At 71.9% G+C, this 23,988-nt stretch carries 18 protein-coding genes, 1 pseudogene and 2 CRISPR repeat arrays; of the genes and pseudogenes, 12 read left to right on the plus strand and 7 right to left on the minus strand.

Annotation, left to right across the window (positions count from 1 at the left end; translation table 11 throughout):
• Window positions 1-57 precede the first annotated feature (57 nt).
• Window positions 58-2,121 (minus strand): DNA gyrase/topoisomerase IV subunit B, encoded by a 2,064-nt coding sequence (locus G443_RS02585; protein WP_026420583.1) that lies wholly within the window; start codon window positions 2,119-2,121, stop codon window positions 58-60.
• 371 nt (window positions 2,122-2,492) lie between these two features.
• Between G443_RS02585 and G443_RS02590 the strand changes: the two genes are divergently transcribed.
• The 3 genes and pseudogenes from G443_RS02590 to G443_RS02605 all read left to right on the plus strand — a co-directional run bounded on the left by G443_RS02590 (window position 2,493) and on the right by G443_RS02605 (window position 6,049).
• Window positions 2,493-3,227 (plus strand): TetR/AcrR family transcriptional regulator, encoded by a 735-nt coding sequence (locus G443_RS02590; protein ID WP_051314377.1) that lies wholly within the window; start codon window positions 2,493-2,495, stop codon window positions 3,225-3,227.
• Window positions 3,228-3,539: 312 nt separating this feature from the next.
• A pseudogene (locus G443_RS02600) lies at window positions 3,540-4,406 on the plus strand (PEP/pyruvate-binding domain-containing protein); the annotation flags it as partial.
• Window positions 4,403-6,049 carry a PEP-utilizing enzyme gene (locus G443_RS02605; protein WP_253860103.1) on the plus strand — a complete coding sequence of 549 codons (1,647 nt, stop codon included), beginning with the start codon at window positions 4,403-4,405 and terminating at the stop codon, window positions 6,047-6,049. The pseudogene G443_RS02600 and the gene G443_RS02605, both read left to right, overlap by 4 nt.
• A 170-nt stretch (window positions 6,050-6,219) precedes the next feature.
• On the opposite strand, the gene G443_RS02610 is transcribed toward G443_RS02605, so the two are convergent.
• Window positions 6,220-7,194: a helix-turn-helix transcriptional regulator gene (locus G443_RS02610; RefSeq protein ID WP_026420582.1), complete on the minus strand. Its 975-nt coding sequence runs from the start codon at window positions 7,192-7,194 to the stop codon at window positions 6,220-6,222.
• A gap of 530 nt (window positions 7,195-7,724) precedes the next feature.
• Window positions 7,725-8,670: a CRISPR direct-repeat array (repeat unit 28 nt; unit sequence GTCGTCCCCGCGCACGCGGGGCTGTTCC).
• A 64-nt stretch (window positions 8,671-8,734) separates the two neighbouring features.
• Here G443_RS02610 and G443_RS02615 point away from each other — a divergent pair.
• The gene (locus G443_RS02615) at window positions 8,735-9,067 is read left to right on the plus strand and encodes a transposase (protein WP_026419258.1); all 333 of its coding nucleotides are present in this window, start codon (window positions 8,735-8,737) and stop codon (window positions 9,065-9,067) included.
• A 35-nt stretch (window positions 9,068-9,102) separates the two neighbouring features.
• On the plus strand, window positions 9,103-9,954 hold the full coding sequence (locus tag G443_RS02620) for an IS3 family transposase (protein ID WP_081715524.1): 852 nt from the start codon (window positions 9,103-9,105) through the stop codon (window positions 9,952-9,954).
• An 843-nt stretch (window positions 9,955-10,797) separates the two neighbouring features.
• On the opposite strand, the gene G443_RS02625 is transcribed toward G443_RS02620, so the two are convergent.
• Window positions 10,798-11,616: a hypothetical protein gene (locus G443_RS02625; protein ID WP_026418185.1), complete on the minus strand. Its 819-nt coding sequence runs from the start codon at window positions 11,614-11,616 to the stop codon at window positions 10,798-10,800.
• A 161-nt stretch (window positions 11,617-11,777) separates the two neighbouring features.
• Here G443_RS02625 and G443_RS02630 point away from each other — a divergent pair, with 161 nt between their 5' ends.
• The 3 genes from G443_RS02630 to G443_RS02640 are packed head-to-tail and all read left to right on the plus strand — an operon-like array spanning window position 11,778 to window position 14,805.
• Window positions 11,778-13,559: a carbon starvation CstA family protein gene (locus G443_RS02630; RefSeq protein WP_026418184.1), complete on the plus strand. Its 1,782-nt coding sequence runs from the start codon at window positions 11,778-11,780 to the stop codon at window positions 13,557-13,559.
• A complete protein-coding gene (locus G443_RS02635) occupies window positions 13,556-13,921 on the plus strand; it encodes a cory-CC-star protein (protein ID WP_245588736.1) in 366 nt (121 codons plus the stop codon). The genes G443_RS02630 and G443_RS02635 overlap by 4 nt, the downstream gene beginning before the upstream one ends.
• The gene (locus tag G443_RS02640) at window positions 13,912-14,805 is read left to right on the plus strand and encodes an ArsA family ATPase (RefSeq protein ID WP_026418183.1); all 894 of its coding nucleotides are present in this window, start codon (window positions 13,912-13,914) and stop codon (window positions 14,803-14,805) included. The genes G443_RS02635 and G443_RS02640 overlap by 10 nt, the downstream gene beginning before the upstream one ends.
• A gap of 134 nt (window positions 14,806-14,939) precedes the next feature.
• Here G443_RS02640 and G443_RS02645 read toward each other — a convergent pair whose 3' ends face one another.
• The 3 genes from G443_RS02645 to G443_RS02655 form a co-directional block, all read right to left on the minus strand.
• Window positions 14,940-15,998, minus strand: a complete 1,059-nt coding sequence (locus tag G443_RS02645; protein WP_051313747.1) for a phosphatidylinositol-specific phospholipase C domain-containing protein — start codon at window positions 15,996-15,998, stop codon at window positions 14,940-14,942.
• Between the two features lie 376 nt (window positions 15,999-16,374).
• Window positions 16,375-16,647: direct repeats of the CRISPR family, unit length 29 nt; unit sequence GTCGTCCCCGCGCACGCGGGGCTGTTCCC.
• 334 nt (window positions 16,648-16,981) lie between these two features.
• Window positions 16,982-17,410 (minus strand): pyridoxamine 5'-phosphate oxidase family protein, encoded by a 429-nt coding sequence (locus tag G443_RS02650; protein WP_026418181.1) that lies wholly within the window; start codon window positions 17,408-17,410, stop codon window positions 16,982-16,984.
• A 154-nt stretch (window positions 17,411-17,564) separates the two neighbouring features.
• Window positions 17,565-18,401: an NAD(P)H-binding protein gene (locus G443_RS02655; RefSeq protein ID WP_026418180.1), complete on the minus strand. Its 837-nt coding sequence runs from the start codon at window positions 18,399-18,401 to the stop codon at window positions 17,565-17,567.
• 80 nt (window positions 18,402-18,481) lie between these two features.
• On the opposite strand from G443_RS02655, the gene G443_RS02660 reads away from it, so the two are divergent.
• The gene (locus G443_RS02660) at window positions 18,482-19,480 is read left to right on the plus strand and encodes an AraC family transcriptional regulator (protein ID WP_026418179.1); all 999 of its coding nucleotides are present in this window, start codon (window positions 18,482-18,484) and stop codon (window positions 19,478-19,480) included.
• A 6-nt stretch (window positions 19,481-19,486) separates the two neighbouring features.
• On the opposite strand, the gene G443_RS02665 is transcribed toward G443_RS02660, so the two are convergent.
• The gene (locus tag G443_RS02665) at window positions 19,487-19,729 is read right to left on the minus strand and encodes a hypothetical protein (RefSeq protein WP_103056636.1); all 243 of its coding nucleotides are present in this window, start codon (window positions 19,727-19,729) and stop codon (window positions 19,487-19,489) included.
• 477 nt (window positions 19,730-20,206) lie between these two features.
• Between G443_RS02665 and G443_RS02670 the strand changes: the two genes are divergently transcribed.
• The 3 genes from G443_RS02670 to G443_RS02680 all read left to right on the plus strand — a co-directional run bounded on the left by G443_RS02670 (window position 20,207) and on the right by G443_RS02680 (window position 23,947).
• Window positions 20,207-21,007 carry a hypothetical protein gene (locus tag G443_RS02670; RefSeq protein WP_211237481.1) on the plus strand — a complete coding sequence of 267 codons (801 nt, stop codon included), beginning with the start codon at window positions 20,207-20,209 and terminating at the stop codon, window positions 21,005-21,007.
• Between the two features lie 292 nt (window positions 21,008-21,299).
• The gene (locus tag G443_RS02675; RefSeq protein ID WP_026418176.1) at window positions 21,300-22,940 is read left to right on the plus strand and encodes a sugar ABC transporter ATP-binding protein; all 1,641 of its coding nucleotides are present in this window, start codon (window positions 21,300-21,302) and stop codon (window positions 22,938-22,940) included.
• Entirely contained in the window at window positions 22,937-23,947 is a 1,011-nt protein-coding gene (locus G443_RS02680) for an ABC transporter permease (RefSeq protein WP_030106231.1), read from the plus strand. The genes G443_RS02675 and G443_RS02680 overlap by 4 nt, the downstream gene beginning before the upstream one ends.
• The last annotated feature ends 41 nt before the right edge of the window (window positions 23,948-23,988 follow it).

A 23,988-nucleotide genomic window follows, 5' to 3' on the forward strand; every position in this document is an offset into this window, starting at 1 on the left:
GTGGGGTTATACCCCGAGTCGGTGTCCGCGCGCGGAGGGCGCGCGGAGGGGAGTGGCTCAGACGTCGATCGCCGCCCGGTCGACCCGGGCGGCCGAGCGCACCAGCCAGGCGCGACGCGGCTCGACCTTCTCCCCCATGAGCAGGTCGAGGGCCTCGTCCGCGGCGGCGGCGTCAGCCTCGGCGAGGGTAATGCGGCGCACCGACCGGGTGGCCGGGTTCATCGTCGTCTCCCACAGCTCGTCGGCGTCCATCTCACCGAGGCCCTTGAACCGGGGGACCGGGGTGACCACCTGTTTCCCCGCCTTCTCCAGCCGGGCCACGGTGCTCTCCATCTCCCGCTGGGTGAAGGTGAAGTGCGTCTGCGGCTTCCGTCCCCGCGTGGTGATCTTGTGCAGCGGCGGCATCGCCGCGTACAACCGGCCGTCCTCGATGACCGGCCGCAGGTACTTCGCGAACAGCGTGATGAGCAGGGTGCGGATGTGGGAGCCGTCGACGTCGGCGTCGGCCATCAGGATGACCCGGCCGTACCGCATCGCGGAGAGGTCGAAGGTCCGGCCCGAGCCGGCGCCCAGCACCTGCACGATGGAGGCGATCTCGGCGTTGCGCAGCGTGTCGGCCAGGCTGGCCTTCTGGACGTTGAGGATCTTGCCCCGCAGCGGCAGCAACGCCTGGTACTCCGAGACCCGGGCCAACCGGGCGGAACCGAGGGCGCTGTCCCCCTCGACCAGGAACAGTTCGCTGCGGGCGACCCCCGTGGTGCGGCAGTCCACCAGTTTCGCCGGCATCGCCGCGCCCTCCAACGCGGTCTTGCGGCGCGCGGCGTCCTTCTGCTGCTTCTGGGTGAGCCGCACCCGGGAGGCGTCGACGATCTTCTGCAGGACGGTCTTGGCCTCGACCTTGGTCCTGCGGTCCTCGGTCCACTCCCGCAGGTGCGCCTCGACCACGGCCTGCACGACCTTGGTGATCCCGGCGGTGGACAGCTCGTCCTTGGTCTGCGAGGTGAACTGGGGCTCGGGGATGCGCACGTGGATGACCGCCGTCATCCCCTCCAGCACGTCCTCGAGGGTGGGCGGTTCCTCCTTCGCGCGCAGCAGCCCCCGGGTGCGGGCGATCGCCGCGTGCAGCGCCTTCACCGCCGCCCGTTCGAACCCCTTGCGGTGGGTGCCGCCGTGCACGTTGCGGATGGTGTTGGTGAAGCACTCCACGGTCCGCTCGTACCCGGTGCCCCAGCGGAAGGCCACCTCCACCTCGGCGCGTCGTGGCACGTTGGACTGCATCACGCCGTTCTCGTCGGCGGCGTTCTCCTTGTAGGTGCCCTCACCCGAGACCACCAGCGTGCCCGACACCGCCCGATCACCGGTGGGCGCCAGGAAGTCCACCATGTCGGGCAGCCCGTTGGGGAAGTGGAAGGTCTCCTCGCTGATGCTGTCCTCGGTGGCCGTGCGCAGCACGTAAGTGACACCGGGCACCAGGAAGGCGGTGTTCCGCAGTTTCGACCGCACCCCTTCCACGTCCAGCGCGGCGCCGGTCTCGAAGTAGCGGGCGTCGTGCCAGTAGCGGATCGAGGTGCCGGTGGTCTCGTCCCGCTTCATCTTCCCCGTGACGTGCAAGCCGGACCGCGGCGTGAACTTGGCCCGCGCCCCGGGGCCGTCGAACACGCCGGGGGCGCCGTGGGCGAAGGACATCTGGTGGACCAGGCCGTCCCGGCGCACCGTCACGTCGAACCGGTGGGACAGGGCGTTCACCGCGGAGGCGCCGACGCCGTGCAGGCCACCGGATGTCTTGTACCCGGAACCACCGAACTTGCCGCCCGCGTGCAGCCGGGTGAGGACCAGCTCCACCCCGGAGATCCCGGACTTGGCGTGCACCCCGGTGGGGATTCCTCTGCCGTCGTCGTCGACCTGGACGCTGCCGTCGGCGTGCAGGGTGACGACGATGCGGGTGGCGTACCCGGCCACACCCTCGTCGGTCGAGTTGTCCACGACCTCGCTGAAGAGGTGGTTGATGCCCCTGCTGTCGGTTGATCCGATGTACATGCCAGGACGTTTGCGGACCGCCTCCAGGCCCTCCAGATGCGTGAGGTCATCGGCCCCGTAGATGGTTTCAGCTGACGCAGTCACAGGGTCGTTCTCCCGAATCGTGGCCGATGGACGTGCCCGCGGACGGAGTCGTCGCGAACTGGCGGATCACCGTACTGGACCATACCGACGGCAAGGGGAGCTCTTCGCCTTCGGCTCTGACCTGGTGGTTGTCCGAAATGACTCCGCGTCGACGGAGACGACTGGCGACGGTGGGACCAGCCGGTGCGGGGTCCCGCGAGACCACGTGGTATCGCCCTCGGTCACGGCTCGCGACCCGGGGTGATCGGCACTCTCGGTGAGCACCGTCACGGGAGGGCGTTCCACGCCCGGAGCCCTCCCCGGCATCCCCGGCGAGGGGTGTACCGTCGATCATGACCAGATGAACGATTTTGGTCATAAGGTTCGGAGGGGTGCGGGTGGCGAGTGACGAACGGGACGACGCGGCGGCGAGCGGGGACACCCGCCGGGACCGGGCCGGGCGGATCCTGGACGCCGCCTCCGCCCTCACCCTGCGCTGGGGCTACCAGAAGACGACGATCGACGACATCGCCCGCGCGGCCGGCGTCGCCAAGGGCACCATCTACCTGCACTGGAAGAGCCGGGACGCGCTCTTCCTCGCGCTGCTCCGCCGGGAACGGGCCCTCGCCGCCACCGAGATCCGCGACCTCGCCGCCCAGGACCCCGCCGGTCACACCCTGCGGGGAGTGCTCGTCCACTCCTACCGGGTCGTCGCCCGCCGGCCCCTGCTCCTCGCCGTCCTCACCCGCGACCGGGACGTCCTCGGCCGCCTGCTCACCACCGGAGCCCCGACCGCAAGACCACCGCTGTCCGTCGGTTTCCCCCGCTATCTGGAGCACCTGCGCGCCGGCGGCTGGGTCCGCACGGACCAGACGCTTGCGGCCCAACTGTCCCTGGGCACCGCCACGATCTACGGCTTCCTGCTCACCAGGCCACTCATGCCGGACGAGTTCGCCGTCACCGACGACGACGCCGCCGAACTGGTCGCCGACACCGTGTGCCGGGCGCTGGACCGGGGCAGCCCGCTCGGCGACACCGAGACCGAGGGCGTGGCGGCCGCCTCCGCCGCCTACCTCGCCGAGGCCGCCCGCTTCACCATCGAACGCTACGAGAACGAGGTGGCCTGACCCAGGCCGGATGAGGAGCCCACTGGTGGACAACGAGGTCACCCACCCCTTCGTCCTCCCGCTCGGCGCTGGCGGGGCGGACCTCGCCCTCGTCGGCGGGAAGGGAGCGTCCCTGGACCGCCTGGTCAGCGCCGGGCTCCCCGTCCCCGCCGGCTTCCACGTCACCACCACCGCCTACCGCGCCGCCCACGCCGATCACCCGCGACCGGGTCGGAGGGCGGGGACGGGAGCCGGCCTGGCGGAACCGGGAGCGACCAGGGCGGGAACCGCCGAACCCGGACCTCGACCGGTTCCCCCCGAGGTCGCCGACGCCCCGTCGCCGTCCGCTCCTCCGCCACGGCCGAGGACCTGCCCGAACTGTCCTTCGCCGGCCAGCAGGACACCTTCCTCAACGTGCGGGGCGAACGGGACCTCCTCCACGCGCTCACCCGTTGCTGGGCCTCCCTGTGGACACCCCGGGCCGTCGCCTACCGGGAGCGGCACGACGTCGACCCGGCCACCGTCGCCATGGCCGTCGTGGTGCAACTCCTCGTCCCCGCCCGCGCCGCCGGCGTGCTGTTCACCGCCAACCCGCTCACCGGCAGCCGCGACGAACTGGTCATCAACGCCTCCTGGGGGCTGGGGGATTCGGTGGTGTCCGGCCAGGTCAACCCCGACACCGTCATCGTCGACCAGCGCACCGGGCGGGTCAGCCACCGCACGACCAGCGCCAAGACCGTCCGCACCGTCCCCGTCGACGGCGGCGTCCGCGAGGAGGCCATCGACGACCACCTCGTCCACGCCCCGGTGCTCACCGAGCAGGACATCACCCGGCTCGCCGACCTCGGACGGCGCGTCGACGCGCTCCACGACCACCCCAGCGACGTCGAGTGGGCGCTCGACGACAGCGGCACCCCGCACCTGCTCCAGGCCCGCCCCATCACCGGACTACCCGCACCCCCGTTACCCGCCACCGACCAGCACACCACCCCCGCCAGGCCGCCCTCCTCCGCTCCACCCGAGGACACCACCACGAGGACGCCCGCCGAGGGCCGCCCACCCGCCACCAGCCCCCTCGACCGCGCCGCCACCGGGGCAGCGGCACAACCGCCACCCGGCGTGAGGAGTGGAACGACAGCCGGCTCGGCGACTACCTCTGGACCAACGGAAACCTCGGCGAGGCCATCCCCAGCGTCATGACCCCCGCCACCTGGTCCTTCGTCCAGGTCTTCATGCTCCGAACCATGGGCATCCCCTCCTGCCAGGGGCACCCCACCTGGGGGAACATCGGCGGCCGCTTCTACCTGAACCTCTCCACCAGCCTGTCCCTCGGCACGGCGTTCGGCCGCACCGTGGACCAGATGGCCGACACCGTCTCCGCCGTGTTCGGCCGAATCCCACCCGGAACACCCGTCCCCGTCATCCCGCTGCGCCGCTGGGCGACCCTGCGGGAGCTCGTACCGCTGGTCACCGCCTTCCGCCTCCGCCTCCGCATCGCCCACCGCCGCCTCCCGTCCTACCTGGACACCGCCGCCGACCGTTGCGCCGCGCTCCGCGCCCGAGCCCGTACCGCCCCCACCCCAGACGCGCTCCTCCGACTGTGGCGCACCGAACTGTGGCCCTACTGCCTGGAAACCTTCGACATGATGAGCGCCGCCGCCCGGGGACGCGGCGGCGGCAACCGGCTCGTCAAGGTCCGCCAGCGCCTCGCCGAACAGGTCGGAGAAGCCGACGCCAACGCCCTGACCACCGGAATCGCCCACGGCGCCCCCCTGGCGAGCCTCGGCCCCCTGCTCGGCCTCGCCAGCGTCGCCAACGGCGACACCAGCCCCGAGGACCACATCCGCCAGTGGGGACACCGCTGCCCCGACGAGTTCGAGATCTCCCTGCCCCGGCCTGCCGAGGACCCCACCTGGCTCGACCACCAACTCGCCGCGTTCCGCGACTCCCGCACCGACGTCCACGCCATGCTCACCCAACGCCGAGCGGAACACGAGCAGGCGTGGGCCCGCTACCAGCGGAAGCACCCCCGGCACGTCACGTGGACCCGCCGCGAACTGCGCTCCTGGGCCCGGCTCGTCCACGACCGCGAAGCGACCCGCTCCGAGGTCAACCGGGCGTTCTGGGCGATCCGCGAGGTCGTCCTCCGCGCCGGCGAACTGACCGGGCACGGCCACGACCTGTTCCTCCTCGACCGGCACGAGATCGAACGGGTACTGGCCGGCGACGACCGACCCCTCGCGGCCGTGCCGGCCCGCCGCGACGCCTACGAGCGGTACCGGGCACTGCCGAACTACCCGACCCTCATCCGAGGCCCCTTCGACCCCGAACGGTGGGCGGCCGACCCGAGGCGCCGCACCGACCTGTACGACGCGGCCACCGCCCCGGCCCCACCCGAACACCCCGAACCCGCGAACCACCACTCCCGAACCGCCGGAGCGCCACGACCGGCGGCCACGACACCGGAACCCGAGCGGAAGCCCCCGAACCCGATCACCGGTTTCCCCGGCGCCGTCGGCACCGTGGAAGGCGTCGCACGCGTCGTCACCTCCGTGGACGACGCCCAGGACCTGCGGGCGGGCGAGGTGCTGGTCACCACCGCCACCAACGTCGGCTGGACACCACTGTTCCCCCGGGCGGCCGCCGTGGTCACCGACGTCGGCGCCCCGCTCTCCCACGCCGCGATCGTCGCCAGGGAACTCGGCATCCCCGCCGTGGTCGGATGCGGGAACGCCACCATGCGCATCCGCACCGGCGACCGGCTGCGCGTCCACGGCGAACGCGGCGAGGTCCACCTGATCGACCCGCCGACCGAGGGCGGCGCCCCACCCACCGGGGCCTAGCGGAGCGCGGTGTGGTCATCCGGCCGACAGTGGCCCGCCGACCCGAGCCCGCCCCAGGTGAGCCATGCGCGAGGCGCGGTGTGGGAGGCCCGCGTGCGACGTGGACGATGCCGCACCGCCGGCGAGCCGTGGTCGACACGCCGCTGGCAGCGCGCCACCGGCACGGGCCGTCACGAGGCAACGGGGGCCGACGTGCTCGCCAACCCCAGCCTGGAAGCGAAGCTCGCACACGCCGACCGCACCTCCTCCGGCTCCTCCACCGTGAACTCGACATCCAGGAAGGCGAGGTTCAACACCAGCCACTGCCAGGACTCCACGGTCAGGACCGCCCGGGTCCGGTCCGGCCGGACGGCGAGGAACTCCACGTGCTGGTGGCGCAGCACATCCGCGACCGCAGCCACCGGGGCCTCCACGGTCACCACGACGCGGAGCGGGGACCGGCGCGTGGTCCAGTGGGGATAGCCCACCCCATCGTCAGGAGGGAGCGGACGAGGCGCGAACGAGGCCTCCTCGACGCGCGGCTCCGATATCCGGTCCATGCGGAACACCCGCCAGTCCCGCCGGCCAGCGTCCCAGGCCAACAGGTACCAGCGCATCAGCTGGTGCATCCGCCGGTGGGGCTCAACCCTGCGGGTGGAGACCACGCCGGCGGCGTCGGTGTAGTCGAAGGTGAGGACTCGGCACTGCTGAAGCGCCGCCCCCACGAGGTCAGCCGAGTCCCCACCCGTGCCCGTGCGCCCACCTGGTTCCCCCGCCGCGTCGACGTCGCCTGGGAGGCAGTGCTCGGTGGTTCGGGTCGCCGGGTGCTGGGTGAGCTGGTCGAGCGCACGCCTGCCGGTGGCAGCGAGGGGTTCGCCGCCGTTCTCGGAAAGCGCGTGATCCGCCGCCCTGGCGGCGGGCGGACCGTCCGCTCCGGCCACGGCCCCGGGGATGGGCGGTACGGTGTTCCCGCCGGGCATGCGGTAGTAGCCGCCAGGGCCGGGTTGCGCGTCCACCTCGTACCCGTAGCCACGGAGCCGCTCGACGTCCCGGCGAATCGTCCGCTGATCGACCTCCAGGAGTCGGGCGAGTTCCTCGCCGGGGACGGGTTGCCCGTTCCGCAGGGCTGCCAGCAGAGCGAGGGAACGCTGGGTCACATCGGCCACGAGCCCCAGTGTTGCCGAATTCAGGGCAGTTCCTGACCTGAATTCGGGATCGGATGGTCTGCGGACGTCGGAGGGCCGCCGTTATCTGTGGTCCGCGCCGCCGAACGACGGGCCGCTCCGGTCGCGTGCGTCGGTGGTCGTGCCGGCCTGTCTCCGTGGTTCGCCGTACGAAGGGGCGAGAACTCGCAGGTCGGGGATTGTGCGGGGGAGTGGGTGACCGCAGGGGAGGGCGGGAGCGGCCGTTGTCGTGGATTTTCCACCAGGCATGGCGTGATGTGGTGGAAGACGGGAATTGCGGACAGTTTCGTGCTCGTGGGCGCCGCGTGGTCGAGCGGAGCGGATGTCCTCGCGGTCGCGAGAGGACGACGGCAGGCCGTGGGGACGCCTGGTGGAGTCGTTAAGGGCCTGCTGGAGGGCTGTGGCGGGTGGACGGGATACTGTGGGCCGGGAGGATCTGCGGGATGCGGGAGACCGTCGGGAAAGTGAATGAGAATCGGTCGTGTCGCTCGTAACGCCGCAGGTCAAGAAGTGTCGTCCCCGCGCACGCGGGGCTGTTCCGCGCACCGGCCAACTCCGGCGCCCAGACCGCGAGTCGTCCCCGCGCACGCGGGGCTGTTCCGTCGGACGGCAGGTCCTTCGGTCCGACCTCCGTCGTCGTCCCCGCGCACGCGGGGCTGTTCCGCAGGCCGACTGGGCGGACCAGGATGAGCGCGAGTCGTCCCCGCGCACGCGGGGCTGTTCCGATTCCGGCCTTGGCCACCTTGTCGGCCTTCTTGTCGTCCCCGCGCACGCGGGGCTGTTCCCGCGTAACATGGATTCCAGCGGACCCAGTGTGTGTCGTCCCCGCGCACGCGGGGCTGTTCCCAGCGGCGACAGGCGCGGTCCCAGCCGCCCTTCGTCGTCCCCGCGCACGCGGGGCTGTTCCGGCCGCTGGGTGGCTCCGGCAGATGGACCACGAGTCGTCCCCGCGCACGCGGGGCTGTTCCGATTCCGGCCTTGGCCACCTTGTCGGCCTTCTTGTCGTCCCCGCGCACGCGGGGCTGTTCCCGCGTAACATGGATTCCAGCGGACCCAGTGTGTGTCGTCCCCGCGCACGCGGGGCTGTTCCCAGCGGCGACAGGCGCGGTCCCAGCCGCCCTTCGTCGTCCCCGCGCACGCGGGGCTGTTCCGGCCGCTGGGTGGCTCCGGCAGATGGACCACGAGTCGTCCCCGCGCACGCGGGGCTGTTCCCGCATCCAGCAGGCCCGTGACCTCACCCGACCCGTCGTCCCCGCGCACGCGGGGCTGTTCCCGGGGCGGCGCGGTGGTGTCCCGGTCCACCACAGGTCGTCCCCGCGCACGCGGGGCTGTTCCCCCGTTCAACGGGGCCTTGTCCGTGCTCCAGGTGTCGTCCCCGCGCACGCGGGGCTGTTCCCGCATCCAGCAGGCCCGTGACCTCACCCGACCCGTCGTCCCCGCGCACGCGGGGCTGTTCCCGGGGCGGCGCGGTGGACCGTACTGGGTTTGTTGGAGGCCCTGCACCCCAGGAAGGATGAGGAGCATGGGTTCCGCGAAGAAATACCCCCAGGAGTTGCGGCGACGCGCGGTGGAGATGGTCCGTGAACTGGAGGGGCAGTGGGGACCCGGACGTGGAGCCATCGCCCGGGTAGCCGACCAACTCGGAGTGCACCCCGAGGCCCTGCGGTACTGGGTCCGCAACGGTGAACCCAGCACCCACACCGGCTCGGCGGACTCCACGAATACCGGGGAGTCGGACCGGGACCGGATCGCACGGCTGGAACGGGAAAACGCCGAACTCCGCCGATCCAACGAAATCCTCAAGGCTGCCTCGGCTTTTTTCGCCCGGGAGATGGACCCCCGCCCACCGAGCTGACCGAGTTCGTCGACCACCACCGGGACCGGTTCCCCGTGGAAGTATCCTGCCGCACAGTAGGGCTGAGCGTGTCCACCTACTACGCGATTCGCAACCGACGGACGAACCCCTCCGCCCGGCACCGCCGCGACCGGGAACTCGTTGCGGTGATCCGCCGGATTTGGGAGGACTCGCACCGGCTCTACGGGGCACGCAAGGTCTGGGCGGCACTGCACCGCCAAGGCGTGACCGTGGGCCGCTGCACCGTGGAACGGCTGATGCGGTCCGAGGCCATGACCGGGCTGGTCACCCGGTCCCGCCGGCCGCGGTCGATGCTGCCCGGGCAGGTCGAGGGCCAGCCCGGTGACCTGGTCGAGCGGGTGTTCCGGGCACCGAGGCCGAACCGGTTGTGGGTCACGGATCTGACCTACGTTCGGCTCGGGGAGAGTCGGTTCGTGTATTCGGCGTTGGTCGTGGACGCGTTCTCGCGGGCGATTGTGGGGTGGCAGGTGTCGGATACCGCTGATACGTCGCTGGCGTTGGATGCGTTGGATATGGCGCTGTGGGCGCGGAGGAGTCGTCTGTCTCCTGGTTTGGTGGCTCATTCCGACCGGGGGGTGCAGTACACGGCGTTGCGTTACAGTCAGCGGTTGAGCCGGTCGGGGATCGCGCGGTCGGTTGGGCGTCGGGGTGATTCCTACGATAATGCGCTGGCGGAGTCGGTCAACGCGTTGTACAAGAAGGAGCTGATTTACCGGAAAGGCCCGTGGAAGGGGGTTGCGGACGTCCGCGCTGCTACTGCGGAGTGGATTCACTGGTACAATCACCACAGGCTGCATAGTTGGTGTGGGAATAGGCCACCGTTGGAGTACGAGGAACGACACTGGCGACAGGCCACAGCGGTCTGAACGCACACGAGCGTGGGAGGCACGGCCTCCAACACCACCGGGGCGGTCCACGGTGGTGTCCCGGTCCACCACAGGTCGTCCCCGCGCACGCGGGGCTGTTCCCCCGTTCAACGGGGCCTTGTCCGTGCTCCAGGTGTCGTCCCCGCGCACGCGGGGCTGTTCCCAGCGCAAGATCATCGACGCCTACCTCACCGGCGTCTTCCCCGCGCACGCGGGGCTGTTCCGGACGCCACCCGGCCCGGCCAGTTCACGAGGGAGGTCTTCCCCGCGTACGCGGGGCTGTTCCCGCCGGCGCGCCGCCACGGCGCTGCCGGGTCCTGTCTTCCCCGCGCACGCGGGGCTGTTCCCTCGCCGAGGAAACGGGGCTGGTGGCGGCCGGGGGTCTTCCCGCGCACGCGGGGCTGTTCCCAGCGACCCCGATCTCCTCCCGATCGAATGGTCGTCGTCCCCGCGCACGCGGGGCTGCTCCTCACGTGACGAGCGCGACCGACCTCTTGGAGGTGGAGGAATTCGGTGTGCGGCGGGGGTGCCGTCCCCCCGGAGCACAGGTAACACCAGGGCGGCGGCTCCCGAGGTCGCGTCGCCGTCCAGCTCCCAGCGGTCCAACGACTGGGTGACCAGCTCGGGAAGCGCGGCCAGCCAGTCCCTGCCGGCCTCGCCGAAGGCCCGCGCGTAGGAGACGACGAGGGTTCTGGGACGTGCACCGCTTCTCGCGCGCTCATGATGGTTCCTTCGCAGGCGGTAGTTCGTCCCGGGTCCGTCCGACCGGAACGATCAGTATCGGTGGAAGGCCGCTCACGCAACGTGGCGGCGGGTGGCCTCGGCCGTGTCACGCGCCCCGGGTCAGCAGGGCACGTCGAGCCTGCGTTCCAGTTCCGCCATTCCGGCCCGGCACTCCCTGGCCAGCGCGCGGTGCCCCTGGAACCGGCCGAGGATCCCGAAGGGCCGCACCGACGCCACGGGGCCACCGACCGAGTGCTCCACCCGCAGCCGGTTCCCGACGAGCGTGCCCGCCCGGTGCCACCGTTCCCACCGTTCGTAGTCGGGGCTGTGGTGGTGGCCGAACACGAAGGCGGGCTCCCCGACCCCCGGCGTGCGGTTCGGGTCCTCCGCCAGGGCGAGTTCGCCGCCGGGCTCCGCCGCCCAGTCCCCGGCCGACACCACGTCCACCCGGGGAGCGCGGGCCTCGGCGTCCGCCTCCCGCACCAGCAGCGCGTCCCGCTGGTCCCGGCGGGGCGGGAGTTCCCGCACCTCCGGGTCCCCGTCGACGCTGACGATCACCCGCGCCACCCACCACCAGTTCTCCCGGCGGGAGAGCAGGCTGTCCGCGCGCAGGCGGGTCGGCGGGTACTTCACCATCTCCTGGTGCAGCAGGTGTTCGACGTACTCGGCGCCCTCCAGGTCGTGCTCCACGCGCACCGCACCGACGGCGACCATCCCCGGCGCGGGTTCACCCTCCTGACCTGGGCGGCCTGGCACGCAGAACGCCACCCGCCGGCCCGTGAGGTCGTCCGCCTCGGCGAGTCGCGACAACGGCAGCGCCACGCAGGGCCGCCCCTCCCGGGACAGTGGGATCACGGCGGCGCCGGTGGGACCGGACGCGCCCAACCAGCACAGCTCACCGGTGCCCGCGCGAGCCCACCTCTCCGCGAAATCGCTCATCCCGCCCCTCCTGGCGCTCCACCGTTCCGGTGAACGCTTCCGTTGTCAACAATTCGCTCGTCGGTTCTTACCAACCGGCCGATCATTCGGTAGCTTCTGGTACTCGCGCCGGTCGGACAACGGAGAACGCACCGGCAGAGTGGCACAGGAGGTCGCTGCGGATGCCCGCGATCGTGGTCATGCTCGCCGTCATCGCGGTTTTCGCGGTGGCCTACCGCTACTACTCGGCGTACCTGGCGCGCCGCGTCTACGTGCTGAACCCCCGGTACGTGACACCGGCCCACCGTTACACCGACGGAATCGACTTCGTCCCGACCAGCCGGCACATCGTGTTCAGCCACCACTTCATCTCGGTGGCGGGTGCCGCTCCGATCGTCGGCCCCGCCGTCGGCGTCTACTGGGGGTGGGGGCCGGCGCTCGTCTGGGTGGTGGTCGGGTCCATCTTCGCCGCCGGCGTGCACGACTTCGGCGCGCTCGTCGTCTCGGTCCGGCACCGCGCCCGCAGCATCGGCGCCCTCGCCGGTGAGGTGATCAGCAAACGGGCGCGGGGGCTGTTCCTGCTCATCATCTTCTTCCTGCTGACCCTGGTGAACGCGGTGTTCTCCGTGGTCATGGCGAACCTGTTCATCGCCAACCCGGCCTCGGTGCTGCCTATCCTGGTGGAGATCCCGCTGGCCATCGCCGTCGGCCAGTACATCTACCGCACCAGGACGGCCGCGCTCGTCCCCTCCATCATCGCGCTGCTCGTGGTCTACGCGATGATCCCGTTGGGCTTGCTCGTGCCGATCAGCCTCGACCCGGTGGCCTCAGCGCTGGGCACGGACGCCCGGACGCTCTGGATCATCTTCATCTTCCTCTACGCGTTCGCCGCGTCCCGGCTGCCGGTGTGGATGCTGCTCCAGCCCCGCGACTACATCAACCAGCACCAGCTGGTGATCGCGCTGGTCATCATCCTGCTGGGGATGGGCATCGGCCTGAACCGCATCGTCGCCCCGGTCGTGAACGACGTGCCGGCCGACTCGCCCCCCTGGTTCCCGTTGCTGTTCGTCACGATCGCCTGCGGAGCCATCTCCGGATTCCACAGCCTGGTCGCATCCGGGACCACGGCGAAACAGATCGACAAGGAAACCGACGCCCGGTTCGTCGGTTACACCTCGGCACTTGGCGAGGGCGGCTTGGCGGTCTGTTCCATCCTCGCCTGCACCGCCGGGATCGCGGCCACCACCATCGAGTGGAACGCGTTGTTCTCCGACTTCTCCACCGCTTCCGGTGGGGCCACCGACAACTTCGTCAACGGTGTCGCGAACTTCGCCTCCAATCTGGGAATCCCGCTGGAGGTCGGCGTCGTCTTCGCCGCCGTGGTCGTCATCAGCTTCGCGGCGACCACGATGGACACCGGTGTCCGGCTCCAGCGCTACATCGTCCAGGAGATCGCCGAGATCGTCCGCTTCCGCCCGCTGGCCCGGAGTCTGACCTGGTCGTCGCTGGTGGCGGTCGTGGTGCCCCTGGCACTGGCGCTGGCACCCGGCGACCTCGCGTTCGGGACGCTGTGGCAGCTGTTCGGCACCACCAACCAGCTCACCGCCGGTCTCGCCCTGGCCGTCATCGCCGTGTGGGTGACCAAGAAGCGGCGCAACCCGCTGGCCGTCCTCATCCCCCTGGTGTTCCTGCTGGTGATGACGTCGTGGGCACTGATCATCAACCTCATCGACTTCGTCCAGGCTGGGGAGTGGCTGCTCGCGCCGCTGGACGCCGTGATCTTCGTCCTCGCGATCTGGCTGATCATCGAGGCCAGCCTCGCGTTGCGCTCGGCCTGGGCCTCACGGGGCCTGCCGCCGGAGGACGACGAGGACGAGGACGTCGAGGCGGCGGCGGTCACCTCGGGTGAGACCACGGCCGAGCAGCCGGCCGGCCGGACCCCGACCGACACCGACGAACGATGAGCGGCGCCGCGTCGGACGAACCCGACGGCCGTTCGCGGCCGGTGGGCGACGACGCGGCGGGGACCACGCGGCGGCGCCGACCGGCCTCCGGGCCGGTCGGCGACCGCATCCGAGCCGGCCTGCGGGCGGTGGCCGAGTTCCACGAAGCCTGGTTCACCGCCCGGTGGCGGTCCACGCTCCGCCGGGAGGCCCGCGACCAGCAGGACACGATGCGGGCGCTGATGCTCCTCGACACCCTCGGCGTGGACAGCCCCGTCGCCTACGAGACGCTCGAACTGGTCCCGTTCCTGCTGGCGGACATGCACGAGTGGCACGTACGGATGGGCCGCGACGAGTACGACGGACCCGGAGGATGCTGTTGACCCGTCCCATCACCTTCTTCGCGGGCAAGGGCGGGGTGGGCAAGACGACGATGGCCGCCGCCCACGCCCTCGCCTCGGCCGACGCCGGACACCGCACCCTGGTCATCTCCACCGACCCCGCCCATTCGCTCGGGGACGCCTTCGAGACCACCCTCGGTGACCGGCCACGTCGACTCGGACCAACCCTGTGGGCGGCCGAACCCGACGGGGATGCGGCGGTGCGCCGCCGGGTGCGCCAGGTCGAGGACGACGCGGCCGCCGCGCTGCCCCGAAGGATCATGCCGGCCGTGCGGCGCCACCTCGGGCACGCCGCCACCGGGCCGGGCATGGCCGAGTCCGCGCTGACCGACGTGCTGACCGGCTACCTGGAGGACGTGCCCGGCGAATGGGACCGGCTGGTCGTCGACAGCGCCCCCACCGGACACCTGCTCCGCATGATCAACCTGCCCTCGCTGCTGGCCCCGTGGATCCAGGGCCTGGCCAGGCAGCGGGAACGCGTCGTGGCCGCCGACCGCTTCGCCGAAGCCGTGGTCGGCGACCGTGAACCCGAGCGGGACCCGCTGTTGGAACGACTGCACGACCGGCGACGTCGCCTCGAACGCGCCGCCGAGCGCCTGCGGACCGACGCCGAGGTCCGCCTCGTGCTCGTCCCACGCCGCATGGTGCTCGCCGAGACGGAACGGGCGGCCGACGCCCTCGTGGAGGGCGGTTTCACCCTGGGAACCCTGGTGGTCAACCAGATCCCCGAGGACGTGGACGTGTCCCTGCTCCGCCGGATCGAGGCACGCTTCGCCACGCCCGGCGCGGTCCGCTGCGGCCTGGCCGCGTCGGAACCGACGGGTCTGACCCGGCTCCGGGAACTCGCGGTCCCCACAGCTCGGTAACGCCGGCCCGGGACCGGCGAACGCGCACCCGGCGGTCACCGCGCGGCGCGGTGCGCGCCGGGAGGACGCGCGTGGGGCGGGGCCTGCCCTGGGACATCGGCCGGGACAGGCCCCGCTCGGGAGGGGCGAGGGCCTCAGCCCTGCCCGCGCTGTGCCACCGCCGACAGCACCCCGGGGTCCCGCCAGTCGCTGGAGACGATGCTGGCGTGTTCACCGGCCAACAGGTGCAGCCGGTCCCGCGCCTCCTGCTCGGTGGGGTGGTTGGCGTCGATCGCCGGCGCGACGGAGTGGGAGTTCGTCATCAGCAGGACGTAGTTCCGCTCGTGGTACCAGGCGGTGTCCACCTCGGGGCCCACGTAGGTGGTGGCATTGCCGTCGAAGAACACGAACCACGGGCGGAGCGACTCGTCCTCGTAGCGCTCCCGGGGGTCACCGGCCTCCGCACCCAACACCGCCGGGAACGCCTGAGCCTGCTCGATGCGCCCCTCGGCGGCCAGGTCGCGCAGGTGCCGGGAGTACTCCTCGTCAGTCCACAGGTCGTCGAACGGGTTGCCCTGCTCGAAAGTGCCCGGGATCAGCTCGAACACCACCTTGCCGGCCAGCGTGTCCCGGCTGGGCCAGTTCCCGGCCAGCGCCGCCTCGTCGAGCGTCGCGAACCGGGACCCGTCCGGACGGGTCAGCAGGTCCACCGGACGGAACACGCCGTCGCCCAGGGTGTCGGCCACCAGCGCGTCGAACGCGGCCGGGCCGAGACCACCCCGGTCGTGGAAGCCGTCCTTGAACTCCACTTTGAAGACGATCGGCCGGTGGCCCGGGTTGCTCTCCTGCCAGGCGCGGATGTCGCGGAGGCAGGCGGGCAGGTCCTGGTTGCGGGGGCCGTCGCGCAGACCGTCGGCGTGGGTGGCGCCGACGCAGTTGTTCCGCTGGCCGATCAGGTCGTGGCTGACCCTCCAGCGGCCGAAGAGTTCGTCGGTCCAGACGTCGATCTCCAACATCCCCGCGCCGGAGTCGAGCCCGTCGGCGAAGTAGGGGAAGGCGCTCTGTTCGTAGGCGTTGTGCACGCCGACCGAGGTGGTGGCGGGGAACATCGCGGCCTGGGGTGCGGCCGAGGGAGAGGACTGCGCGAGGGCGGGGGTGGCCGCCACTGTCAGGAGCAGGGGTACCACTGCCAACAGGGGAGCACGGCGTCGCATGAGGCCTCCACGAGCTGCGGAAGGACTGCGTTGTCCGATGTGTCCGAACAACGAGGACACCTCACCCTAGGATTTCGTGAGTAATTTTCGCGAGCTTCCAGCGCAACGGGACATGACGGTGAGGTGACCGACGGTGATGCGTGCGCGGATCGGTGATCCGTCGTTCCCGGGTCGGCGGGAACGGCGGATGACGCGTGCCGAGCTGACGGCGTCCGGAGGGGATCCGACCGCTGGGTCGGCGGGGGAGGGGCCAGAACGCCGGGCGAGTGCGCCGGCGGGCATACTCGGGACGAGGAGGTTTGTGGTGCTGCGGGAGACGCCGAGGAAAGTGAACGAGAATCGGCAGGGCCGCCCGTAAACCCCCAGGTCAGGAAGCGTCGTCCCCGCGCACGCGGGGCTGTTCCATAGCCGGGGCCACGCCCAGTACACCACCACCCGTCGTCCCCGCGCACGCGGGGCTGTTCCCACGGCGGGGGAGCACGGTGGACTCGGGTGGCGGTCGTCCCCGCGCACGCGGGGCTGTTCCCGGCCCGCTGGCGACCAAGGCCAGCACGGGGACGTCGTCCCCGCGTACGCGGGGCTGTTCCCCAACATGATGTCGTTGGTGTTGTCAAGCAGTAGTCGTCCCCGCGTACGCGGGGCTGTTCCTCTCCGTCAGGGTCGAAGACATTCCGATCGGGCTGGCGGAGCGCCGCCCACCGCCGGCCTCGGCCCCGTGCGGGATGGGGATCCGTCGACGGTGGGTCGGCGGAGCCCCAGGTGGTGGCCCCACGTGGGCGATCCGGTCCACACGGGGCACATGATGTACGTCCACGAGGACCTTCCCGCTCGCCGCTCGATCCGGGCGGCGCCGAGGAAAGCCCCCGTCATCCCCCGCTGGCCGGTCGTGGCCGTTCGAGGAGGGAAGACGGCATCCCTCCCGAATCCGCTGGAAACCAGGTGGACGCGGAGGGGGCGGTTCCTCCCGAAGACGCTTCCGCGCGTCAGAGTGGAAATCGGCGAACGGTCTCGGGGTGGATGACGAGGCGGACCTGCTCATCCGACATCATCCCGGCGAGTTCCTCGGCGCGGCCCGGGTCGTTGAGGTCCCAGTACCGGGCGGCGAGCCGGGAGCACAGCTCGAGGGCTCCGTCGGGCACCACCTCCACTCGGCCGGCGACCGACACCCAGCGTTCGCTTTCCCCCACGGGGGAGGCGACGACGAGCGAGGCGCGCGGGTCGCGGCGGATGCGGCGCACCTTCGGGGAGTCGGGGCCGGTGAACAGCTGAATGGTGCCCTCGGCGGTGGCCTCGAACCACACGGGCCGGGGCTGCGGCGGGAGCGGTCCGGCCGCCACCGTCAGGAAACCGTGCAGGGGACGGCTGAGGAACTCGAGGTCCTCGGGCGTCAGGGAGCTGGGGGTGGTGCTCATCCTGGTCCTTTCCGGTGGGTGGGAGGCGGCTGCTGGAGGCATCGTCGGGTCGAGGGCGGTTGGCCTCGGGGTGAGCCACCCGAGGTGGTGGGCGAACGGCCGGGATGCCGCCGGGAGTGCGTCACCCCGGCGGTGACCGCCGTCGGCGGGTGGATCACGGCCGCCAGGCTCCCGCCGCGGCGGCCCGCACGACGTAGTCCTCGAAGGTTCGGGGCGCCCGGCCCAGGAGGGCTGCGAGGTCCTCCGTCGGGGAGGCGAGCGCTCCGCGTTCCATCATCACGAACATCTCGGCGACGTGGTCGGCGTCGTCCTGGCTCAGGCCCTGTTCCACGAGTGTCGCGGCGTACTCGGTGGGGGAGATCCGCCGGTAGGTGATGGGCCGCCCGGACGCCCGGGCGATCAGGTCGACGGCCTCCGGGTACGTGAGCGCACGCGGCCCGGTCAGTTCGTGGACGCCTCCGGCGTGCCGGCCGGGTTCGGTGAGCACCGTGACGGCCGCATCGGCGACGTCCTCGACGTCGATGATCGGGTCGGGGACCGCGCCGGCCGGGAGCGCCAGTTCCCCTGCGACCAACGGGGCGTGGAAGAGGTCCTCGCTGAAGTTCTGCGCGAAGTTCGACGGCCGCAACACGGTCCACTCCAGCGCGGAGCCGCGCACGGCCTCCTCGGCCGACAGCATGTCCAGCCCGAAGGTGGAGTCGCCCCAGTCGTCGGCTCCGCGCCCGGAGAGCAGGACCAGCCTCCGCACTCCGGCGGCCTCGGCCTGGGCGACGAACTCGTGCACCGGGCCCGGAACGGTCGGGGCCACGACGTAGGCGGCGTCCACGCCCTCGAGGACGGCGCCCCAGTCGTCGGGGTCGGACCAGTCGAAGCGGGGCTGGGTCGACCGGGAGGCGGCCCGGACCGGGATGCCGCGGAGTCGGAGGCGGGCGAGGATCCGTCGGCCGGTCTTGCCGGTCGCGCCGAGGACGAGGGTGGTGTCGTTTCTCATGAGGTCAGTGAACCGCGCCGAACTGGACGATTCCATAGGTGGAGCGCCGGATCGCCTGTGTGTTCGTCTAGGCTGGCGGGGTGGACGCGTTCAGTGATCTGTTGCGCGGGGTGCGGGCCCACGGCTCGTTGGTCGGGAGTTCGACCCACACCCCGCCGTGGGCGTTGCACTTCGTCGACGGTGCGCCGCTCACCCTGTGCACCGTCCTCACGGGTGGCGGCTGGATCGTGCCGGAGGACGGTGCCCCGGAGCCCCTCCGCGCCCGCGAGACGATCATCGTGCGCGGCCCCGGGACGTTCAGCTTCGTGGACGAGGTGGGTACCTCGGCCGAACCGATCCCGTGCGGGGAACTCTGCGCTACCCCCGAGGAGGGTGGGACCAGGCATCGGCGTGGCTGGCACGATCCGGGCTCCCCCGAGCCGGGACGGGAGTCGACGACGCTGATCGTCGGCGCCTACCCGGTGCGCGGCGAGATCAGCCGCCGGCTGCTGGAGGCGTTGCCCGGAGTGCTGCGGGTGTGCGCGGGGGGAACGGGAGACCCCGTCCTGGACCACCTCGCCGCCGAGGTCGCCGTCGACGCGCCCGGCCAACAGGTGGTGCTCGACCGGCTGCTGGACTGGATGTTGGTGTGCACGCTGCGCGAGTGGTTCGACCGCCCGGGCGGTGAACCCCCCGCGTGGTGGGCGGCCCAGCACGACGCGGTGGTGGGTGGCGCGCTGCGCCTGCTGCACGGCGAACCGGCCGCGCCCTGGACGGTCGCCGCGCTGGCCGCGCGCATCGGGGTGTCGCGGTCGACCCTGGCGAAGCGGTTCGCCGACCTGGTGGGCGAGCCGCCGCTGACCTACCTGACCCGGTGGCGGATGACGCTCGCGGCGGATCTCCTGGCCGAGCGGGGGTCGGACACCCTGGAGGAGATCGCGCACGCCGTCGGCTACTCCGACGCGTTCGGGTTCAGCGCCGCCTTCAAACGGGTGCGTGGCGTGAGCCCGAGCGAGTTCCGTCGCGCCGCGACCACGTTGGACCCGGCGCCGGTGGGGTTCGTGCCGGCCGGCACCATCCCGGTCGGCGGGCACGTCTGAGCCAGGTCACCCCGTTCTCGGCCAGACCGGCGGCGGGGCGGCCATCCCACGGCCGCCGAACCGGGCCCGCCAGGCGGCCGCCAGTCCCGCCGCCAGCCGCTGCGCGTGGCGCGGGTCGAGCAGGTATGCGCGCAACGCCTCGGTGGTCCGGCCGGCGGTCTGGGCGTGCACCTCGGCCAGCGCACCCCGGGCGGTGGCCGCGCCGGTCCCGGGTCGGGTGCGCCCCGCGTGGTGGCCAGCTCGAAACACCGGGGGAAGTACAGGTCCTGCGGGTGCCCCTCGGTGATCCGTTCCTCCCGCCGCACCCGTTTGACCAGGACGAACCAGGCGGCGGTGTCCCGCAACCGGTCGGCCGCGGCGTGCAGCGGGGCCGTCACCAACGCCGCTCCGTCCTCGGTGACCACCGGGCCCGCGCACTCCGGGTGGAGCGCCGGTCGGATCACCAGCGGGTCGAGCACCAGTTTCACGGTGCGGCTCAGCGGTCCGCCCCGGGGACCGCTCAACGCCTCCACCCCGTGGAGACCCCGCCACACCTCGTCGAGCACGGCCGCCCTCGGCCGGCGACCATCCATCTCGTGGCGGCTGTCTCTCCTGGTGGGGGTGCCTTCACCGGTGGGCATGGCACCAGGTTAAGGATGGGATCGTCACCGAGGACCTGGGACCGGTAGGGCCGCCGCCGGACCTAGCGTCGGCGGCGACATCCGGTGAGACCACGAAGGACACGCCATGATCCGCACCGCCCTCCGTTCCCTGGCCCTGCTGGCGCTGCTCGGCTCCGCCGGCTACTACCTGTGGTTCGGTCTGACGAACCAGGGCGACGACGACCTCCCGGGCATGAGCTGGGTCGGCCCCCAGATGGTGCCGCTGATGATCGCGCTGCCCGTGACGATCATGATCTTCAGCTTCACCGGTCACGGCGTGATGACCGCACTGACCGGGCGCAACAGCGCCGCCTTCCGCCGGGGACAGCTCGGTGTCGGCACCGTCGTCGGCACCAGTCCCACGGGCGCCACCGTCAACGACCAGCCGGAGCTGCGCATCGACCTGACCGTCCGCACCGCCGACGGCCTCCAGTTCGCCTCCCACGCGAGGATGGTGGTCCCGGTGACCGAGGTGGCCGCCCTCCGCCCCGGCGCCGTGGTCCCCGTCCGGTACGTGCCCGGTCGGATCGACCGGGTGGAACTCGACCTGTCCGGGGACGCCGCCCGCGCGCAGGACGTGATGAACCAGATCGCCCTCCAGCAGGGGACCCTGGACCCCGGACGGTTGGAGGTCGCCAAGCGCGGCACCCCCGCGCAGGGGCTGGTGCGGGCCCTGGAGGTGCCCGGTGAGATCCGCGACGGGCAGGCCCGGCTGGACATCACCCTCCTGGTCACCCGACCGGACGGAACGACCTTCGAGACCAGGGTGGAGAAGTTCGTGCCGCCCCACATGGTGGCCCACGTGCAGGTCGGGCGGATCGTCGCCGTCCGGTACCTGCCGGAGGACGAGTCCCGTCTCGTGCTCAGCCTGCCCGTCAACGGGTGACGCACCGGCTCCCCGCCGGCCCCCGGGCGTCGGCTCCCCGAGGGCGGACCGGACACGGATCGGACAAGCCGGCCGCGCGACCGGCGCGGACGTCCTCGGCGCCTTGACGGCCGAGAAATCCGATCCCTAGTGTCCAGAGTTGACTCCGAGCACGGACCGGACCGCCTCGACACCGCCCACCGGGCGGGGCCCGAGCGCGCCGGTTCCGCCCGGGGCCGGACCAGCACCACGGGAGCGCGGTCACCACCCCCGGCGGACCGGCGCCCCCGAAACGGGAAGCGAGGTCGGCGACGTGGGTGGGACGACGCACTCCTCGACCGACCCGTTCCCCCCGTTGCTGGACGTCTCCGACGTCACCAGGAGCTTCCCCGGCGTGCGGGCGCTGTCCGGGATGCGGCTGGACCTCCGACACGGCGAGGTCCTCGCCCTGGTCGGGGAGAACGGTGCCGGCAAGTCCACGCTGATGCGCCTGCTCTCCGGCGTCGACCAGCCCGACACCGGGCGGTTCCTCCTCGACGGGCGGGAGATCCGCCCCAGCGGGCCGGGGCACGCGCGGTCCCTGGGCATCGGGATCATCCACCAGGAGTTCTCGCTCGTGCCGGACCTGACCGTCGCCCAGAACCTGTTCCTCGGACGGGAACCGAGGCGGTGGCGATGGTTCGTCGACCGCCGGGCCCTCGACCGGCGGGCGGCGGAACTCGTCGCCGAACTCGGCCTGCCCCTCGACCCCGACGCTCCCGTCGCCACCCTGTCAGTGGCCCACCAGCAGTTGGTGGAGATCGCCAGGGCGTTGTCCCACCGGCCCCGGGTGCTCATCATGGACGAGCCGACGGCCGCGTTGGACGCCGACGAGGTCGAGACCCTCCACGCGCTCATCCGACGGTTCCAGGGCCCGAACACCGGCGTCATCTACATCTCCCACCGAATGGACGAGATCCGCCGGGTCGCCGACCGGATCACCGTCATCCGCGACGGCCGGTACGTGGCGACGCGAGCCGTGTCCACCACCAGCACCGACGAGGTCGTCTCGTTGATGGTCGGCCGCGCCGTCGCCACCTCGACGGCACCCGCTCCCACCCGGGTAGCCCGACGACCCGGGCCCGTGGTGCTCAGCGTGCGCGGGCTGAGCACCCGGGGTCTCCTCCGCGACGTCAGCTTCGACCTCCACGAGGGGGAGATCCTCGGCTTCGCCGGCCTGATGGGTGCCGGGCGCACCGAGACCGCGCGGGCACTGGTCGGCGCCGACCCCAGCACCGGCGGCACGGTCGAGGTGCGCGGGCGGCCGGCGCGCATCCGCAACCCGGCCGAGGCCGCCGCCCTCGGCGTCGGCTACCTCTCCGAGGACCGGAAACGTTACGGGCTGCTGCTCGACCACGACGTCGGCACCAACATCACCCTCGCCGCGTTGGCGAGCCGCTTCGCCACCGCCGGCGTCGTCCGCCGCCGCGCCGCCCGCACCGCCGCCCAGGGGTACGTGCGGGCCCTCGGCGTCCGCACCCCGTCCCTGGACCGGCCGGTCCGGAACCTCTCCGGCGGCAACCAGCAGAAGGTGGTCCTCGCCCGCTGGCTCGCCAGGGACTGCGACGTGCTCATCGTCGACGAACCCACCCGAGGCGTCGACGTCGGAGCCAAGGAGGAGATCCACCAGCTCCTCGAGGGGCTGGCCAACGACGGCACCTCGGTCATCGTCATCTCCTCCGAACTGCCCGAGGTACTGCGCCTGTCGGACCGGGTCGTGGTGATGAGCGAGGGCCGGGTGACGGGGATCCTCCCGGCGGCGGAGGCGAGTCAGGAGGCCATCATGCGCTACGCGACGCTGCGACCGGAGAACACCGGCACACCCCCGCCGGACCGCGACGCGCCGGGGGACCAGTACCGGGCCGGCGCCCCCGAGCCGACCGCGCCCGAGCACGGACGGGAGGCTCGGCCGTGACCGCCACCGACACGACCGACACCGTCGACCACCCGGCGCGGCGCGGCGGCCTCGCGGGTGCCGCCCGTGCCCGCCTCCAACAGCTCCTCGCCCTCGCCAGCCTCCTCGTCATCGGGGCCTTCTTCTCCGTCGCCAGCCCCTTCTTCCTCACCTACGGCAACTTCACGGCGATCCTGTTCTCCACCGTCGTCATCGGCACCCTCGCCGTCGGCACCACCCTGGTGATCGTCAGCGGAGGCATCGACCTCTCCCTGGGCACGGGCATGGCGTTGTGCGCCGTCGTGGCCGGGGTGCTCATGGTCGATCTCGGACTGCCCCTGGCGGTGGGCGTCCCCGCCGCGATCCTCTTCGGCGGCCTGATCGGTCTCGTCAACGGCCTCAACGTCACCCTGCTGGGCATCCCCCCGTTCATCGCGACCCTCGCGATGATGCTCGTCGCCGGTGGGCTGGCCCTGGTGCTGTCCAACAGCGCGCCGATCTACTTCACCGACGTCCCCGGCTACCTGGACATCTCCACCGGCAACCTCGTCCCCGGCGTCGACTTCCCCAACGCCGTCCTCATCCTGCTCGTCGCGGCGGTCGTCGCCGGACTCGTCCTCAGCAGGACCGTCCTGGGACGGCACACCTACTCGGTGGGCAGCAACGAGGCGGCCACCGCCCTGTCCGGGGTGGACGTCCGCCGGGTGAAGATCGCCGTGTACGTCCTCGCCGGCCTGTTCACCGGGTTGGCCGGCATCCTCATCTCCGCCCGCCTCGGCTCCGCCCAGCCCGCCACCGGCATGGGGTACGAGTTGCAGGCGATCGCCGCGGTCGTCATCGGCGGCACCTCGCTGTCCGGCGGGCGCGGTTCGGTGGTCGGCACGCTGATCGGCGCCCTCATCATCTCCGTGCTCAACAACGGGCTCCAGATCATGTCCATCCCGCAGGAGTGGCAGAACGTCATCCTCGGCTGCGTGATCCTCGTGGCCGTCTACGCCGACATGCTGCGCCGCCGACGGCGGGGTTGAGCGGGCGGTGGTGGTCACCGCCCACGGAAGGGAAGGGAGCG

The organism is Actinoalloteichus caeruleus DSM 43889 (assembly GCF_000429185.2).
GTDB lineage: Bacteria > Actinomycetota > Actinomycetes > Mycobacteriales > Pseudonocardiaceae > Actinoalloteichus_B > Actinoalloteichus_B caeruleus.